This window comes from Parabacteroides timonensis (assembly GCF_900128505.1).
GTDB lineage: Bacteria > Bacteroidota > Bacteroidia > Bacteroidales > Tannerellaceae > Parabacteroides > Parabacteroides timonensis.
Genome location: NZ_LT669941.1, coordinates 4,018,957 through 4,035,037, shown reverse-complemented (window position 1 = coordinate 4,035,037; position 16,081 = coordinate 4,018,957). Strand labels below are relative to the sequence as shown.

At 44.9% G+C, this 16,081-nt stretch carries 14 protein-coding genes; 6 read left to right on the top strand and 8 right to left on the bottom strand.

From position 1 onward, the window contains the following. Positions 1 to 171: 171 nt before the first annotated feature. The gene (gene mutS, locus BQ7394_RS23655) at positions 172 to 2,793 is read left to right on the top strand and encodes a DNA mismatch repair protein MutS (RefSeq protein WP_394333719.1); all 2,622 of its coding nucleotides are present in this window, start codon (positions 172 to 174) and stop codon (positions 2,791 to 2,793) included. Positions 2,794 to 2,885: 92 nt separating this feature from the next. On the opposite strand, the gene BQ7394_RS23650 is transcribed toward mutS, so the two are convergent. From BQ7394_RS23650 to BQ7394_RS23620, 7 genes are all read right to left on the bottom strand, one after another. Further along, positions 2,886 to 4,142, bottom strand: a complete 1,257-nt coding sequence (locus BQ7394_RS23650) for an acyloxyacyl hydrolase (RefSeq protein WP_075559639.1) — start codon at positions 4,140 to 4,142, stop codon at positions 2,886 to 2,888. 232 nt (positions 4,143 to 4,374) lie between these two features. Beyond that, complete coding sequence (locus BQ7394_RS23645) at positions 4,375 to 4,836, bottom strand: DUF4252 domain-containing protein (RefSeq protein ID WP_075560213.1); 462 nt, start codon at positions 4,834 to 4,836, stop codon at positions 4,375 to 4,377. A gap of 4 nt (positions 4,837 to 4,840) precedes the next feature. Continuing rightward, positions 4,841 to 5,248, bottom strand: a complete 408-nt coding sequence (locus BQ7394_RS23640) for a hypothetical protein (RefSeq protein WP_075559638.1) — start codon at positions 5,246 to 5,248, stop codon at positions 4,841 to 4,843. Then, the gene (locus BQ7394_RS23635) at positions 5,238 to 5,750 is read right to left on the bottom strand and encodes an RNA polymerase sigma factor (protein WP_075560212.1); all 513 of its coding nucleotides are present in this window, start codon (positions 5,748 to 5,750) and stop codon (positions 5,238 to 5,240) included. Before BQ7394_RS23635 ends, BQ7394_RS23640 begins: the two co-directional genes overlap by 11 nt. Next, the gene (locus BQ7394_RS23630; protein WP_075559637.1) at positions 5,740 to 6,189 is read right to left on the bottom strand and encodes a DUF4252 domain-containing protein; all 450 of its coding nucleotides are present in this window, start codon (positions 6,187 to 6,189) and stop codon (positions 5,740 to 5,742) included. Before BQ7394_RS23630 ends, BQ7394_RS23635 begins: the two co-directional genes overlap by 11 nt. A gap of 157 nt (positions 6,190 to 6,346) precedes the next feature. Next, the gene (locus tag BQ7394_RS23625; protein ID WP_075559636.1) at positions 6,347 to 7,258 is read right to left on the bottom strand and encodes a DMT family transporter; all 912 of its coding nucleotides are present in this window, start codon (positions 7,256 to 7,258) and stop codon (positions 6,347 to 6,349) included. Positions 7,259 to 7,281: 23 nt separating this feature from the next. Continuing rightward, positions 7,282 to 8,511 carry an MFS transporter gene (locus BQ7394_RS23620; protein WP_075559635.1) on the bottom strand — a complete coding sequence of 410 codons (1,230 nt, stop codon included), beginning with the start codon at positions 8,509 to 8,511 and terminating at the stop codon, positions 7,282 to 7,284. Between the two features lie 380 nt (positions 8,512 to 8,891). On the opposite strand from BQ7394_RS23620, the gene BQ7394_RS23615 reads away from it, so the two are divergent. The 5 genes from BQ7394_RS23615 to BQ7394_RS23595 all read left to right on the top strand — a co-directional run bounded on the left by BQ7394_RS23615 (position 8,892) and on the right by BQ7394_RS23595 (position 15,434). Continuing rightward, the gene (locus tag BQ7394_RS23615) at positions 8,892 to 10,331 is read left to right on the top strand and encodes a glutamate decarboxylase (RefSeq protein WP_075559634.1); all 1,440 of its coding nucleotides are present in this window, start codon (positions 8,892 to 8,894) and stop codon (positions 10,329 to 10,331) included. Positions 10,332 to 10,342: 11 nt separating this feature from the next. Further along, positions 10,343 to 11,308 carry a glutaminase A gene (gene glsA, locus BQ7394_RS23610; RefSeq protein WP_075559633.1) on the top strand — a complete coding sequence of 322 codons (966 nt, stop codon included), beginning with the start codon at positions 10,343 to 10,345 and terminating at the stop codon, positions 11,306 to 11,308. Between the two features lie 89 nt (positions 11,309 to 11,397). Further along, positions 11,398 to 12,327 carry a tyrosine-type recombinase/integrase gene (locus tag BQ7394_RS23605; RefSeq protein WP_075559632.1) on the top strand — a complete coding sequence of 310 codons (930 nt, stop codon included), beginning with the start codon at positions 11,398 to 11,400 and terminating at the stop codon, positions 12,325 to 12,327. 419 nt (positions 12,328 to 12,746) lie between these two features. Further along, complete coding sequence (locus BQ7394_RS23600; RefSeq protein ID WP_075559631.1) at positions 12,747 to 13,508, top strand: DNA-binding domain-containing protein; 762 nt, start codon at positions 12,747 to 12,749, stop codon at positions 13,506 to 13,508. A gap of 207 nt (positions 13,509 to 13,715) precedes the next feature. Further along, positions 13,716 to 15,434: a T9SS type A sorting domain-containing protein gene (locus BQ7394_RS23595; RefSeq protein ID WP_161951811.1), complete on the top strand. Its 1,719-nt coding sequence runs from the start codon at positions 13,716 to 13,718 to the stop codon at positions 15,432 to 15,434. Between the two features lie 134 nt (positions 15,435 to 15,568). Here BQ7394_RS23595 and BQ7394_RS23590 read toward each other — a convergent pair whose 3' ends face one another. Beyond that, the gene (locus BQ7394_RS23590; RefSeq protein ID WP_075559629.1) at positions 15,569 to 16,048 is read right to left on the bottom strand and encodes a UPF0158 family protein; all 480 of its coding nucleotides are present in this window, start codon (positions 16,046 to 16,048) and stop codon (positions 15,569 to 15,571) included. Positions 16,049 to 16,081 lie beyond the last annotated feature (33 nt).

Below are 16,081 nucleotides of genomic sequence, written 5' to 3'. Positions count from 1 at the left end.
AAGGTGTGGAAAGTAATATTTACTATATTTGCATCCAGTATTAACAAAGTTCTTACTGGACTATGTTATTTTTCCTACCTTCATACTTTCGTAAAAAATTGTACCTTTGTACGGTTTAAATTTAATGACAAAAGCATATATCCCGTGGCAAAAATAGTTGAAACCCCATTGATGAAGCAGTATTTCGATATTAAAGCGAAACATCCGGATGCTGTTCTTCTGTTCCGTGTAGGAGACTTTTACGAAATGTATGGCGAAGATGCCGTAGTAGGTGCCGAAATACTGGGGATCGTACAGACTAAGAAAGCCAACGGACCGGGACAGTTTATCGAAATGGCAGGTTTTCCGCATCATGCACTCGATACTTACTTGCCAAAACTGGTCCGTGCCGGTAAGCGTGTTGCCATCTGTGATCAGCTGGAAGATCCGAAAATGACCAAGAAACTGGTGAAGCGTGGGGTTACGGAGTTGGTCACACCGGGAGTTTCCATCAATGACAATATTCTGAATCATAAGGAAAATAACTTCCTCGCTGCCGTTCATTTCGGGAAGGAGGTTTGCGGTGTCGCTTTCCTGGATATTTCGACCGGTGAGTTTCTGACTGCTGAGGGAACGATCGACTATATCGACAAGCTGCTCAATAATTTCTCTCCGAAAGAGGTACTTATCGAACGTAATAACCGCAAGAAGTTTGAGGAAGTGTTCGGTCCCCGTTTCTTTACTTTCGAGATGGAAGACTGGGTTTTTTCGGCTGATGCCGCCAACGACCGTTTGCTGAAACATTTTGAGACAAAGAACCTGAAAGGTTTCGGCGTGGAACATCTGAAGCTGGGAGTGGTTGCTTCGGGTGCTATCCTGTATTATTTGGATCAGACACAACATACACATATTTCACATATCACGGCATTGTCACGTATCGAGGAAGACCGTTATGTACGACTCGATAAATTTACAGTACGTAGCCTGGAGCTGGTCGGTACGATGAACGATGAGGGCACCAGTTTGCTGGACGTAATCGACAAAACTGTTTCTCCTATGGGATCGCGTATGTTGCGCCGCTGGGTTCTGTTCCCCCTGAAAGATGTCAAACCGATTCAGGAACGCCAGAATGTGGTGGATTATTTCTTCCGCCATCCGGAAGTAAAAGAGATACTGGACGAACAGATTGAACAGATCGGTGACCTGGAACGTATTATTTCCAAAGTGGCTGTGGGACGTGTTTCCCCTCGTGAGGTGGTACAGTTGAAAGTCGCTCTCCGGGCGATCGAGCCTATTAAAGAGGCTTGTATGGCAAGTGACGAGCCGAGCCTTTCCCGCATCGGTGAACAGCTGAATGCCTGTACGGAGATACGCGACCGGATCGAGAAAGAGATCAATAACGATCCGCCCGCTTTACTGAATAAGGGCGGTGTCATAGCCAAAGGAGTCAATGCGGAATTGGATGAATTGCGTGCTATTGCTTATTCCGGTAAGGATTACCTGATACAGGTACAACAACGGGAAAGTGAGAAGACCGGGATCCCGAGCTTGAAGATTGCCTTTAATAATGTGTTCGGTTATTATATAGAAGTGCGCAACGCACATAAGGACAAGGTTCCGGCTGAATGGATACGTAAGCAGACACTGGTGAATGCCGAACGTTATATTACGGAGGAGCTGAAAGAGTACGAAGAAAAGATATTGGGAGCGGAGGAAAAGATACTTTCCCTTGAAGGCCGCCTGTTTACCGAGCTGGTAACCTGTCTTGCCGAATTTATACCTCCTATCCAAGTGGATGCTAACCTGATCGGTCGCCTGGACTGCTTGTTATCGTTTGCTAAGGTAGCGGAGGCTAACCGTTATATCCGTCCGAATGTAGATGATTCGGATGTGATCGATATAAAGTCGGGCCGTCATCCGGTAATCGAGAAGCAGTTGCCGTTGGGTGAGGCCTATATTGCCAACGACGTGTATCTGGATAGCGAGCAGCAGCAGATCATTATTATCACAGGTCCGAATATGGCAGGTAAATCAGCATTGCTGCGTCAGACGGCATTGATCACGCTGATGGCACAGATCGGTTGTTTCGTTCCTGCCGAGTCTGCCCGTATCGGTATGGTGGATAAGATATTTACCCGTGTCGGGGCTTCCGATAATATATCCGTCGGTGAATCTACTTTTATGGTGGAGATGAATGAAGCTTCGAACATCTTGAATAATATGTCTTCACGCAGTTTGGTTCTTTTCGATGAACTGGGGCGGGGAACAAGTACCTACGACGGTATTTCGATTGCCTGGGCGATTGTCGAATATATCCATGAGCATCCGAATGCTCGTGCCAAGACACTTTTCGCTACCCATTATCATGAACTGAACGAGATGGAACGTTCTTTCAAACGAATCAAGAATTATAATGTATCGGTAAAAGAGGTTTCCAATAAGGTGATATTCCTGCGTAAACTGGTTCCTGGCGGTAGTGAACATAGTTTCGGTATCCATGTGGCGAAGATGGCGGGTATGCCGAAAAGTATCGTGAAACGTTCCAACGAGATATTGAAACAACTGGAAACGGATAATCGACAGGAAAGTATCGACTGTAAAGAGAAAGCAAAAGGCAAGGGAAAGGTTAAAGCAAAGCCCGTCCGGGAAATCGCCTCTGCTGCCGAAGGTTATCAACTCAGCTTCTTCCAACTGGATGATCCTGTGTTAAGCCAGGTACGCGACGAAATCAAGAATCTCGATGTCAACAATCTTACTCCGATAGAAGCTCTCAACAAACTAAGCGAGATAAGGAAGATTATAACAGGGAAGTAAGACAGTTTCATGCTGAGAAAACAAAAGTTTCTGTCTCCTTCGGTGGAGAAAAGGCAATTTAAATTTACTTTCAGGGATATGACAAATTATTTTTATCGGTGGAATGTCGGATACTTGTTATGGAACCGGTATCCGATACCTAGCATTAAGTAATTGGGAGTATGGAAGTTTTGCAGGTTGTATCCGATATGTATAAATGAACTGCGGGTAACTTCGATTTTAAGTGCCAAAACCTGATATAAACCTTTCAGATCCCCTCCGCGGTGTATCACATTTCCTCCCAAACCTATTCCGACTGTAAAGTAAGGCATCACATATTCGGCACGGGCAGAAAGTCCCAGTGCCAGCTGGTAGCTGAGCGGCGGACGGTAAAACTGTTCGGTAGAAGAAGAGGAGTAGGGATCGGCATAGATATTGGCACTCTCGTCATAAACTCCATCCACCGATACACCTGCCCGGAAATTATATCCGAAGTTATACATCGGGTTAATGTTGAATCCTGCTACCGCAAATGCTCCCGGTGCAGCAACCTGTCCTTCTCCCACATAAACACCTTTCCGGCGCCATGAACCGAACAGGACGACATCATAGCTGATATGGCGGGGGAAACGGGGTACAGGAGGCTGGAAGAACGGTTTGGAAAATAAATCGCCGTTCCTGTTAAAGTTATATACCAGTCCCACTTTCAGTCCGACTGTATTCAGTCCCGCATTCGGAAACCGGGTATTCCCATTCGAGAAATGCGTTAAATCCACTCCGGCTGTCAGATCCAGTTCTTTTGAAAGAATATAGTTCAGGTAGAAATTAGCATTGATATAAGCGTTGATTTTCGAACCGATCACTTTATTGTACGGATTATCATATTCTTCATAAGGCTTCCAGCCGAAAGAAGCTCCGAAGTTCCATTCATAGTTGAACGACAGGCGGGGATTGAGCTGGGCAATACGTGCACCCTGAAAGAGGTAAAGGGCAAAGGGAGTTCCTATTTCTTCTTTATTATCAAATGAATACATTGCCAGTCCAAGTCCTTGGTAGGAGCCTCTGTAAATTCGGTCCGTGTAACTGTTCGGATAATATTGAAAGGAATATTTCAAATGGGCAGAGATGGATTTACGGATAGGTTTCATATCCATATTGTCTCCTCGCAGGAAAGAGTTGGTTGGGAAAATATAAGTAGGCCGTCCGTCTACACCTAACCTATGGATCAAACGACGTGAGTAGGATATGGAATCTGTCATATCCCCCGGTACGTTTTTATATGTCCCATCATCAGCAAAAGCAATGTCGGATAAAAAGCACATTGCAATCAGGATAATCAGGACATTCAACCTCTCTGTTCCACTTTTCATACGTTGCTCTACTCGTTTGTTATTTGATAGATAATCAGGGTCAAATACCTAATGTTTCGCAAATATAACATTTTAGAGCGTTTACTATAGCTTATAATGATTTCATTTTTACTCTTGTACCCTAAAGTTATAGATTTCTGATCTTATTTCTATTTCTGATTCGTTCGTTTGTCGGGATGTAAAGCAGTATTCCCGATATCAAAGATTGTTGAAAACCGGGATACTTTCTGCTTTATTTATTCATTTCTTTTGTAATCTCCTGGATGTCCTGCAAGGTGAAGCTACCTAATAGCTGGATCACATTGAAACTATTGTCGGCATCGGCGAGCATAATCAGTTCGCTGATCAGGTCTCCTTTCTGCTTTACGTAGAAAGTGGCACGCGTCTTGCCGTCCTTCACCCTCATCAGTTCTTCGTGATTCTTACCGATCAGACTTTCGAAATCGTTACGCATAGTTTCTTTTATACTATTGTTTTGGGTGGTAAGAATCTGCAGGCCTTCTATCTTCCCTTTTAGATTCGTCAGGTTGAGACCGTTTGTCTTCATGTCGGGTATCATCTGGAACATGGCTTTCGAAATATATACGGAAGTGACGTTGTCCATTTCGGAATATTTGTCGAACAGTTTGCTCTGTGCAAAGCAAATGCTCGTGCAGCACAGGAAGAGGATGAGTAGTATATTTTTAGTTTTCATCTTGTCAGTCATTTAAATGTTTATTCAAAATACGGTTTACATTATTTATTTCCTGTTGGGCATCGTTCATCTGATCGATTCCCTTGTTGAGGTTAGAAGACATGAAAGCCAGTGCTTTTCCAGCGGCTATGGCGGCTTCCTGCGGATTGGTGTAAGTATCTGCCAACTGCTGTTTACCTGTCTCCAGGTCTTTCAGTCCGGCAATACCGACACAAAGCAGTAAGATTGCTGCGGCAGTTCCGCTAATCCAGTAGAGTGAACGGCGGCGGAAAGATGAACGGAGCGTCTCTTTCTTTTCAGCGGCAGCCCAGGTGTCTATCTGTTGCTCCAGCCGTTCGGAAAGCCCTTCCGGCAACGTCTGATCCTCCCGGAGGACTTTATTGATTAATTCATCTATCTGTTTATCGTTCATATTCGTATATTTTATCAAATTGTTCCCGGATTACTTTGCGTGCCCGGGAGAGTAACACGCGTATGTTTACGGCATTGAGGCCGGTGATCTGTTCTATCTCGTCCATCGAGCAATCGTCTATTCCCCGTAACCGGATGACTTGCCGCTGGTTTTCGGGCAGACGGCTGATCAGTTGCCGGATTTGCCGTTCCTTATCCTTCGTTTCCAGCTCTTTTTCCGGAGAAGAGTCGGTCGCCAGCGTGAAAACTTCTTCTATCTTTTCTTCCCGGCGATTGGCACGGGGGGAACGGAGGAAGTCGAGACAGAGGTTTTTGACCAGCGTGACGCAGAATGCTTCAGGATTGTCGATGTCGGGCAGATCATCCCGTTTATTCCATAGTTTGAAGTAAGCATCCTGGAGGATATCTTCTGCGTCTGCTTTGTTTTCAACAAGGGCATATGCGATCCGGAAGAGCTTGGGGTGGAAGGGGAGGAACTTTCGTTTAAAGTTCTCAGCATCCATTCCCATGATCTTTCACTACTTTATCTATGTCGGACGGTTTGATCTTACCCTTGATGCGGATCAGCGCGTTGCTGTTGCCGGTCGTGAGAACTACCAGTTCGCGGATCATATCTTTTTCAATGCGTACCATTACTTTTGTGCGGCTGCCTTTATCATTGGAGGTGACCATTGTTTCGAAATCAGGGTCTTTCAGTTCCTTGATCGCTTTGGTAAAGCGTTCTTTTATCTCATTCTTGCAGCTGCTGAATTCAATTACTTCTATACCGTTCACTCCCATGGTTTCTGTAAACATGCTGGCAAGCTTCATGGTGATATTGCCTATCTTGACATGGTTGATCTGTTCTATTTTAGAAAATTCTTTGAACAGGTCGTTCATTGTCTGGCTATTTCCTGCCTGGCAGATCAAAATCAGTGCCAGGATAACAAAGTATCGTTTCATCTTTCTGTTGTATTAAATGATTATTAATCCGGTTTGTTTCCGCCTCCCTTTTGCGCGCTTTGGAAGAGCTTCATAAGAGAGACGGGATCAACGGATAAGTTGTTACAAAGAAAGAGAAAAAAATAATATGCCAATGGGTAATGTGCCAATATGCCAATTATTTTGAAGCAGTGGCTTTATCTTTACTTTCCGCTATTTCAACAAAATAGACACTTGAGCAGATCAGTGCAATGGCGATCATCTGGTACCAGCTGAAACGATCCTGACCGATGGAAAGGGAGACGATGGTGGCAACGATCAGTATCAGGTAGCCGTAGAGGGCGACCAGTGTCGTGCTCAGGTATTTCAGTCCGATAGGGATCAGCAGGTAACTGATCGTTGTGGGGAAGATGAGGACGAACATTAGGACAAGGAAAGGAGTCCATTCGAAATGGCTGAAAAGATGTGCATCGAAGCCGGTGAATGCCATGACGACCAGTGAAGAAAAAGCGGCTCCGAGGAAACTGTAACGCAACATATTGAGCGAACTGACCCTGCCCAGTACGACATTGCTTATGATCAGGTAAGCAGCATAAGCAATTGAACTGAGCATACAAAGCATATTTCCGGTAAAAGCATCCGATGCCAGGTCATCGCTTTTTTGTGTCAGGATACAGAGCAGCGCACCCCCCAATCCGATGGCAATACCGATGATCTTCATCGCCGTGATCCGTTCTTTCAGGAAGAGAACGGACAGGATGAATACCCAGATCGGTTGGAGGCTGCTGAACAGCGAACTGGAAACCGGGGTTGTTTTGCTGACACCTATCAGATAAAAGAACATGAAGCCGAACAGCCCGATCGCCCCCAAAAGAAACAGGGTGACTTTTTCCCTCAAGGTTGTCTTGTCCTGTTTCCAAAACAGGCTGATGATCCAAAACATAAGGGCTCCGAAAACACATCGGAACATGACACCCGTCAGCGGTGCGATCCATAAAGGGAGTAAATACCGGAGTGCATTCGCATTCAAACCGCTGAAGGTTTTCGATACGATCATACTCAGGTTGGCTTCTGTCTTTTTATTCTTCATAAGCTTAGCGTTTATATGCACCTTTAATTACTTTTGAAACTGTCGTTGAACAGGAACGAATCCTGTTTGATATAAGCCCAGACGGCAGCAGCCAGGGCAATAATCATGTTGAACAGGAAAGCAAACTGTTGTGTCTCTATATGGAGCATATCTTTGAATACATTTATAATGAACGGGCATAGCAGGATTGCCAGATAATTCATAGCCATGACGAAAGCCAGTGCCAGCGTCACTTTCGACGGGATAGCCGTGCGGGTGGTCTTGTCGTAAGCGATCGGCTGGATAACGCCATAGGCTAGCCCGGTGAAGATACAGCCCAGTCCGATCAGCCATTCCGTTCTTGAAACCAGGATCAGCAGCATCCCCAGTGCGATCGAGAGCAGGCAATAGAATTTCGTTTTCTTACCCAGGAAGTCTACAATCTGGTTCAGTACGAATCCCGGAGCCATGATAGCCAGGAAAAACAGGGAGATCATGATACCCGAATTGCCGCTGGTGAAATGATATTCTTTCATCAGGAAAGGCAGGTTGAAACTGACAATGATAACGAGATAAGTCGCCAGCCCGTAAAACCCCATGATCTGTACGAGGTGTCTGACCTGTATGCCGAACTTATCGAATGCCGGGTCGCTTTCTTTCCCTTTCTCTTGGATTGAAACGGTAGCGGAAGCGGGTAGGGGACTGATATTCTTTTTCAGGTAGAACGACAAGACGATCGAAATAAGCGGGAAGAGATAGACCAGGAACGGCAGATGCCAGTTGATCTCCGCCAGGTATCCTGTCAGCATGGTTGCCAGCACCAGTGTCACATTGGTAATGGCCGAACTCAGACCGAATTGCTTTGTCCGGTAGGTGCCGATGAAGAATCGTGAAATAAGTCCGGTAGAAAGAGGAACGATCAGTCCTGAACCGATTCCCAGCAAGGCGCTGACAGCGATCAGTTGCCACATCTTGGTCGAGAGCAGATACAGGATACCGCTTACGGCAAAGATGCTTAACCCGATCTGTAATAACCAGATATTATTGATCTTCTCAGTCAGTTTTCCGGACAGGATAATAAACGGTATGATCAACAGGGAAGGCAGCGACGATAACATCTGTATATCCAGTTCCGTCGAATGCGGAAATATCGCCGAAAGCTTCCCCAGGATAGGAGAAACAGCCAGTCCCGGCAGCGCGTTCAGTGCCGAGATCGACCATATACCTATTAATGTGATGAGGGGAATCGTCCCCTGTCCTGTCTGTATTCTCATACTTAAATAGCTGTTTTATAAGACAGAAAACAAATCTTATGACTGAATGTTCATTTGAAAGGTTATTTCCGCTACTAAAAAAACTATCGGTATCGGCAATCCTTAGAGGAAGCAAAGCTTCCTTGGAAAGGCCTCAGCGGGCGAGCGTTAAGCGCAGCAGCCGGAGTGAGCGCCCGGAGGCTGCGTTGTTTGAGCGAAGCGAGTTTCGCAGACGACAGCGAACGTAGGATGCGGAGTAGCGAGATCAAGCCAAAAGTAATTAAATATTGCAGGATTAACCAAAATCGAAGAACAATTGCCGATGGAGGCTGTTTTTGCACTACAAATCGACGCACGAATGTCGGTTGCGCCAATTCTTAAATAATTAAAAACAAAAAGACATGAAAGATTCAAGTTTTAGAGAAGGTGATGCCAAAACTGCGATTTTTGGCTCGAATGCGATGTTGCATCCCGCTCCAGTAGACGTAATTCCTGATGGTCCTACCACTCCGGAGATTGCGTATCAGATGGTAAAAGACGAAACTTTCGCCCAGACACAACCCCGTTTGAACCTGGCTACATTCGTTACCACCTGGATGGATGATTATGCAACGAAGTTGATGAACGAAGCAATCAACATCAACTATATCGACGAAACTGAGTATCCGCGTATCGCTGTGATGAATGCAAAATGTATCAATATCATGGCTAACCTGTGGAACAGCCCCGAACAGGCACAGTGGAAATCCGGTGCATTGGCGATCGGTTCTTCCGAAGCATGTATGTTGGGTGGTGTTGCTGCCTGGTTACGTTGGCGTGAAAGAAGATTGGCTCAGGGTAAACCGGTCGACAAACCTAACTTCGTCATCTCTGCCGGTTTCCAGGTTGTATGGGAAAAGTTCGCTCAGTTGTGGCAGATCGAAATGCGTCAGGTGCCGTTGACGCAGGAACATATCACACTCGACCCGCAGGAAGCCCTGAATATGTGTGATGAAAATACCATCTGTATCGTTCCTATCCAGGGTGTTACATGGACAGGTCTGAACGACGATGTGGAAGCGTTGGATACCGCTCTCGATGCATACAATGCAAAGACAGGCTACGATATTCCTATCCATGTGGATGCCGCTTCCGGTGGTTTCATCCTGCCGTTCCTGAAACCGGAGGTTAAATGGGACTTCCGCCTGAAATGGGTACTTTCCATCAGTACTTCCGGACATAAATTCGGATTGGTATATCCGGGTTTAGGCTGGGTAGTATGGAAAGACAAGAAATACCTGCCGGGTTCCATGTCTTTCAGTGTAAATTATTTAGGTGCAAACATCACTCAGGTCGGTTTGAACTTCTCTCGTCCTGCAGCTCAGATCCTGGGACAATACTATCAGTTCATCCGTTTAGGATTCCAGGGTTACAAGGAAGTACAGCAGAACAGTATGGCTGTAGCCGATTACCTGCATGCTGAAATCGGCAAGATGGCTCCGTTCCAGAATTACAGTAAAGAAGTGGTGAACCCATTGTTTATCTGGTATCTGAAACCGGAATATGCTAAATCAGCCAAATGGACATTATACGATTTGCAGGATAAACTGAAACAGAGCGGTTGGATGGTTCCGGCATATACATTACCCGAAAACCTTGAAAACTGGGTCGTTATGCGTATCGTTGTCCGTCAGGGATTCAGCCGCGATATGGCAGATCAATTACTGGGCGACATCAGCAATGCTATTGCCGACCTGGAAAAACTGGAATATCCTACTCCAACCCGTATTGCACAGGACAGAAACCAGAAAGTAAAAGGTTCTGTATTCACTCACACAGGTATTCCCAAATCAACAAAGTAAACTATTTGAGCATGGATAAAAAGATTTCCGTTTCACAAATAAAGGAAGCGGCTCAGGAAGCCTACCAGATGTTTAAGAACAACACAGACGGAAAAAATGCCGATTACATACCTTATCTGGCCAATATCGATAAGAACCTGTTCGGTATAAGTGTCTGTCTGATGGACGGGACGATCATCCAACTAGGCGATTCCGAATACCGCTTCGGTATAGAATCCGTATCGAAAGTACACACAGCCGTGTTGACTCTGCGTCAGTACGGAGCACAGAAATTGCTTGAAATGATCGGTGCCGATGCAACCGGACTGCCTTTCAACTCTATCATGGCTATCTTGCTGGAGAAGGATCATCCTTCTACTCCGCTGGTCAATGCCGGTGCGATCACAGCTTGTAGTATGGTACAGCCGATAGGTGATTCTGCTAAAAAATGGGATGCCATTGTTTCTAATATTACCGATCTTTGCGGTAGCGCTCCCCAGTTGATCGACGAACTGTATAAGTCGGAATCGGCCACCAACTTCAACAACCGCTCTATTGCCTGGTTATTGAAGAACTACAACCGTATCTACGACGATCCGGATATGTCGCTCGACCTCTATACCCGTCAGTGTTCATTGGGAATCACAGCAGCTCAATTATCTGTCTGCGGAGCTACTATTGCCAATGACGGTCTGAACCCGGTATCTAAAAAGCAAATATTCGACAGTTCATTGTCACCGAAGATCACATCCCTGATCGCAACCGTAGGTTTCTACGAACATACCGGTGACTGGTTATATACCTCCGGTATCCCTGCAAAAACGGGTGTAGGTGGTGGTGTAATGGGTGTAATGCCCGGCCTGTTCGGTATTGCTGCTTTCGCTCCACCAATTGACAGCGCAGGAAACTCTGTGAAAGCTCAGTTGGCGATCAAATATATAATGAATAAACTGGGTCTGTCCATTTTTAATGGCGACCGGGTAACAATTACTGAATAGAACAGTTTATTCTTTTAATTGGCAAGCCTCTTTGTTCCTCGTTCAGAGGACGGGAGGCTTGTTTTGTTTATTTCTAAATTATATATAGTATGACAACCTTTTTCTTCACTTATGCCGACACTTTGGTGAAGCGTAAACGTAAGGCGGAGCATTTTTCGACTGCCGACCTCTACCGCGCTTCCTCCAACTGGCTCCGGCAGTTCTGGGGTGACGATCGCCTGTCGTTTGACGATATCACTCCCGGCTTGATCGATCGCTTCCGTGACTGGCTTCAGTCATTGGGACATCTGAAAACAAATTCGATAAACAGCTATCTGAGTAGCTTTCGTGCCATCTTTCATAGGGCTGTGCGCGAAGGGTTGGCACCGTCGAACTGCCTTTCGCCTTTTGCACACCTCAACCTCCGGCAAGGAGAAACGGCCAAACGTGCCCTTCGTAGGGAAACAATCGAAGAGATTGTGCAGATGGATTTGTCGGATAACCATGAGCTGGAGGAGGCAAAAGACTTTGCCCTTTTCTCCTTTCTAGCTTGCGGATTGCCTTTTGTCGACCTGGCGCATTTGACAGCCGACAATATTATCGCCGGTGAATTAGTCTATAACCGCTGTAAGACCGGTACCCTGGTACGTGTCTGCATCACCCCCGGCATGCAACGACTGCTCGATAAATACATGCAACCCGATAGCCGTTATCTCTTCCCCGTTCTGTCCGAAGATAGTAACGGGGAACAACAATATGAAGCCTATAAGAAAGCCCTTCATCATTACAACTGTTGTTTGAAAGAAATCGGTCAACGTCTGGTCATCCCTATCCATCTAACTTCGTATGTTTTCCGTCACACCTGGGCGACAGAGGCATTGCGTAACGACATTCCGATAGCTGTTATCAGCCAGGCCCTCGGTCATACGTCGGAAAGGACAACACGCCTCTATCTGAAAGCACTCGACCAGTCGAGGCTCAATGCTGCCAACGAAATTATTATAAAAGGATTGGATAGCCTGGTAGGGGTGAGGGCGTAAGAGACCTTATTTGTGAAATAAGGGTGTTTGCCCTATTTGATGCAGACCATGATAAAAAGGGTCTGTACTAGTGTGGGAACGGGGCAAAGATATATATTTTATTTAAACAAGAGCAAACTTATCTGCTTATAATTAAGTGGGTAGGGGACGATTTGTATTTTTACAAAAAATTTAGGGAGTTTAGGGTTGTGTATGGGCATAGAGAGACTAAGGGTAATCTTTTCCTTCTTGAGAGGGGGTAGGAGGTGTATCATTAGCCGCCTGTTTGACTTGCTTTAACATACATACTATCCTTCTCAAAAAGAGAAAAGGCTACTCTCAGCCGCAAAAAATCCAATACAAAGAACTACCCTTATTTCACAAATAAGGTCAAAACAAGGAAACGCCTGGTTAACCGCAGGCAATAAACATTTATTATTATGGCTGAAAAGATCATTCTAACCGCCGACCTCTACGACAACGCCGTCACAGAGAAAAAAGGAGACTACACTGCAAAAGCCGCCATTACAGGGACTTTACGTAATGAACAAATCGCTGACCGCATCGTGGCCAAACGAACCGAGTATCGCAAGGAAACCATCGTTAACATCCTTGACCTGGCCGATCAGGAAAAGGTAGAAGCTATCGCCGAAAACAAAAGCGTTATCGATGGCGTAGGACAGTATTTGTTGAACATCCTGGGAGCTTTCGACGGAGAAAAGGCTCCGTTCGATCCCGCAAAACATAAACTTTCAGCCACTTTCATCCCCAGTAAAAAACTGCGTGACAGATTGTCTGACGTACAGGTACAGACACGACCGGCTATCACCGGTCCGGTTATCAATTCGATTACGGATTCTACGACCGGCGAATTAAACGGACTATTGACTTCAGGCAGCGCTGCTGTGATTAATGGCTCGAATATCAAGGTAGCAGGAGATGCTGAAAATGTAGGCGTATTCCTGGTTCCGACCGGCGGCGATCCGCTGAAATGCCCGTTGCTTATTCATAACAATCCTTCGCAACTGACCGTTATGCTTCCGACATTGACCGACGGAGAGTATACATTAAGTATTACCACCCAGTCCGGTGCAGGTAATAAACTGGTCAAAGATCCGCGAACTTATACATTCCCTGTTTTACTGTATGTAGGTGAAAAACCAGGTGGAGACGATGAGGATGATCGTCCGGTAATCGAATAACCCCTCCCTGGTTAGCCTCTCTGACCAACTGTTGGTTAATGAAGCTGAGAGCCGTTGGTTACACCATCAAACTAACGTTGGTTAAGCAAGCTGACCAATGGCTCTTATTCGGACTAACCAACGTTGGTTAGACGGTGCGCCTAAAAAATGTTAACGCTGAAAATATATCTAACTTAAATAATTAGTCTAACTTAAATTGAAATGAGTATGAAGAAAATTTTTACTTTGGCAGTAGCCTTTATGGCTGTTGCGTGTGGTGTGCAAGCACAAGTGGATGCGAGTGTATCAGCATCGATCAAGATTGATAAACCGATCGAGTCGTTCGATTATGTCGCACCGATTCAAACCAAAGCGGATGCTGCCACGTTTGTCGCTGGTACGGGTACAGAAGCTGATCCATATCAGATTGCGACAAAGGAAGATTTGCAGAAATTAGCTGAGTTGACTTCAAATGCAGAGAATGAGTCTTTAGAAAACTTGAAAGGGGTATTCTTTAAGCAGACGGCTGATATTGTATTTGAAGAAGGTGATAAAATGCCTGTAATTGGAGCTGGAGCCTATTTTTGCGGGACATATGATGGCGACGGATATATGATCAAGAACTTTACAATGACAGGAAAAAAACAAGATTCTAAAAGTCAAGTTCGAGCTCTTTTTATATATTGCAAAGGTGCAACTCTCAAAAATATACATATGGTCGGCACTAAAGTTGAGTATGATTTGGAAGGTGCCGATTATAGTGTACTGATAGGTGGGCTAGCTTTTCAGGTTGAAGAAGGAAAAATGATCAATTGTACGACAGAAGGTACCTATACGGTGCGTGCTAAAGGGGAAGTAAGTAGTTCTGCCATTGGTGGGTTAGCTGTTAGTTTAACTAATAGTACGGTTGAGAATTGCCGCACGTATGGAACGTATCTGAATGAAGTCGCAGTAAAAGGCGGAGAAAAATGTTTCGTTCAGATCGGAGGTATTGCAGCTGAGATGTATAATTCAAATATTATTGATTGTTTTACCGGTGGTACCATGGAGGATAAAGCTACCGGGAATGTAGCTGAATTGATACTTCGTACAGCAGGAATGGCTGCTTTTGCTCAATCTTGTCAGATTGAGCATGTAGCAAGCGTAGGAGAATCTTTCACATCTATCGCAGACAATAAGCAGGAAGGGGGTAAAACAACTATATATACAGCAGGTCTTGTAGCCGTTGCGAATTATGAAAGCGTGCTGTCAAACTCTTGGAGTGCTGTAACTACACTGAAGAGTGAAAATGCTACAAAACCTATCGAATGTGCTTATACGGCTTTCTTATTTGGAGACTCTAAAGATGAGAATAGTTTCTATGCAGAGAGTGCTGAAGTAATAAAGGATGAGAAGTTCTTTGACGAAATTAATGGTGAATTCCCTGCAAGTGCTAAACCTTGGTTATTTAGAGAAAACGATTATCCATCTCTCTTACTTTTGCATACTGTAACCTTACCTACTTTGACAGGTGCAACAACCACTCCGGGCGAAGGTGTTGCCCAGATTGAAGAAGGCGAACGTTTCCGTTTCTCTTTGGTATTGGAAGAAGAATATAATCAATCCAAACCGGTTGTAACTGTTGGTGATAAAACACTGGAACCGGATGCCAACATGAATTATGTGACAGAACCGGTAACAGCTGATATGGTTGTTAAAATCGATGGCATTGTCAAGAATACGGAAACAGCCAATGAAGAGATCAACGCTTCTGTTCAGAAAGTATATGTAGCAGACGGTATTCTGTATATTCAGCCGGAAGCAACTGCCCAGGTGAACGTATTTAATATGCAAGGCCAGCTGGTGAAATCAACCCTGGTTTCCAGCGAAGCCCAAATACAACTGCCGCAAGGTCTTTACATTGTCCGTTTGAATGACCAGAGCTATAAAGTTCTGATAAGCGAATAAACAGCTGTCATGGCATAAATAAGGCTGTGCTATCCCTTTCATGGGGGAATCAGGCACAGCCTTTTTTATTAGCAATCGATTTGAATTTATTGTTTAGTTTTCATAAGTCTTCCTCGATTGAAGATTAAGAAGATTTATTCTTTGCCTTCTTTCCGGTAGGTATAAACCTTGTCGCTTTTATATATGATCTTTCCGTCTTTGAAGTCGACGTGGTTATCTATCATCCATTTTCTTGCTTTTTCTTTAAGTGCCTTCATACTATATCCGAACCAATTGCCCTCAATATTCAGTTCGTAGAGTGCATTTTTAAAGGTAGAAAACGGATGTCGTTGTTTCAGGGCAAAATGAAGGAAACGTGCTTCTTCGGTACTGGTACATTCTGTGATGAAGTCTTCCATGATCTGAAAACTTTCCCGCGAAGAAATCTGGTCAATGTCCATCATCAGATGTCCGTCTTTAGGCATACAATCTTCACCTACTACACTGCGGTCACAGATGGGGACCACCTCCTGTGCGGTCAGATCGATGCTCCATTTCATACCTTCTGAATAGCCTTCCAGGGATTCTGCTATTTCATTTATAAGTTCTTCTCTTGATTTAATCGTATAGCCCATTGTATTATGATTTATGTTATGGGGGGTAAAGAT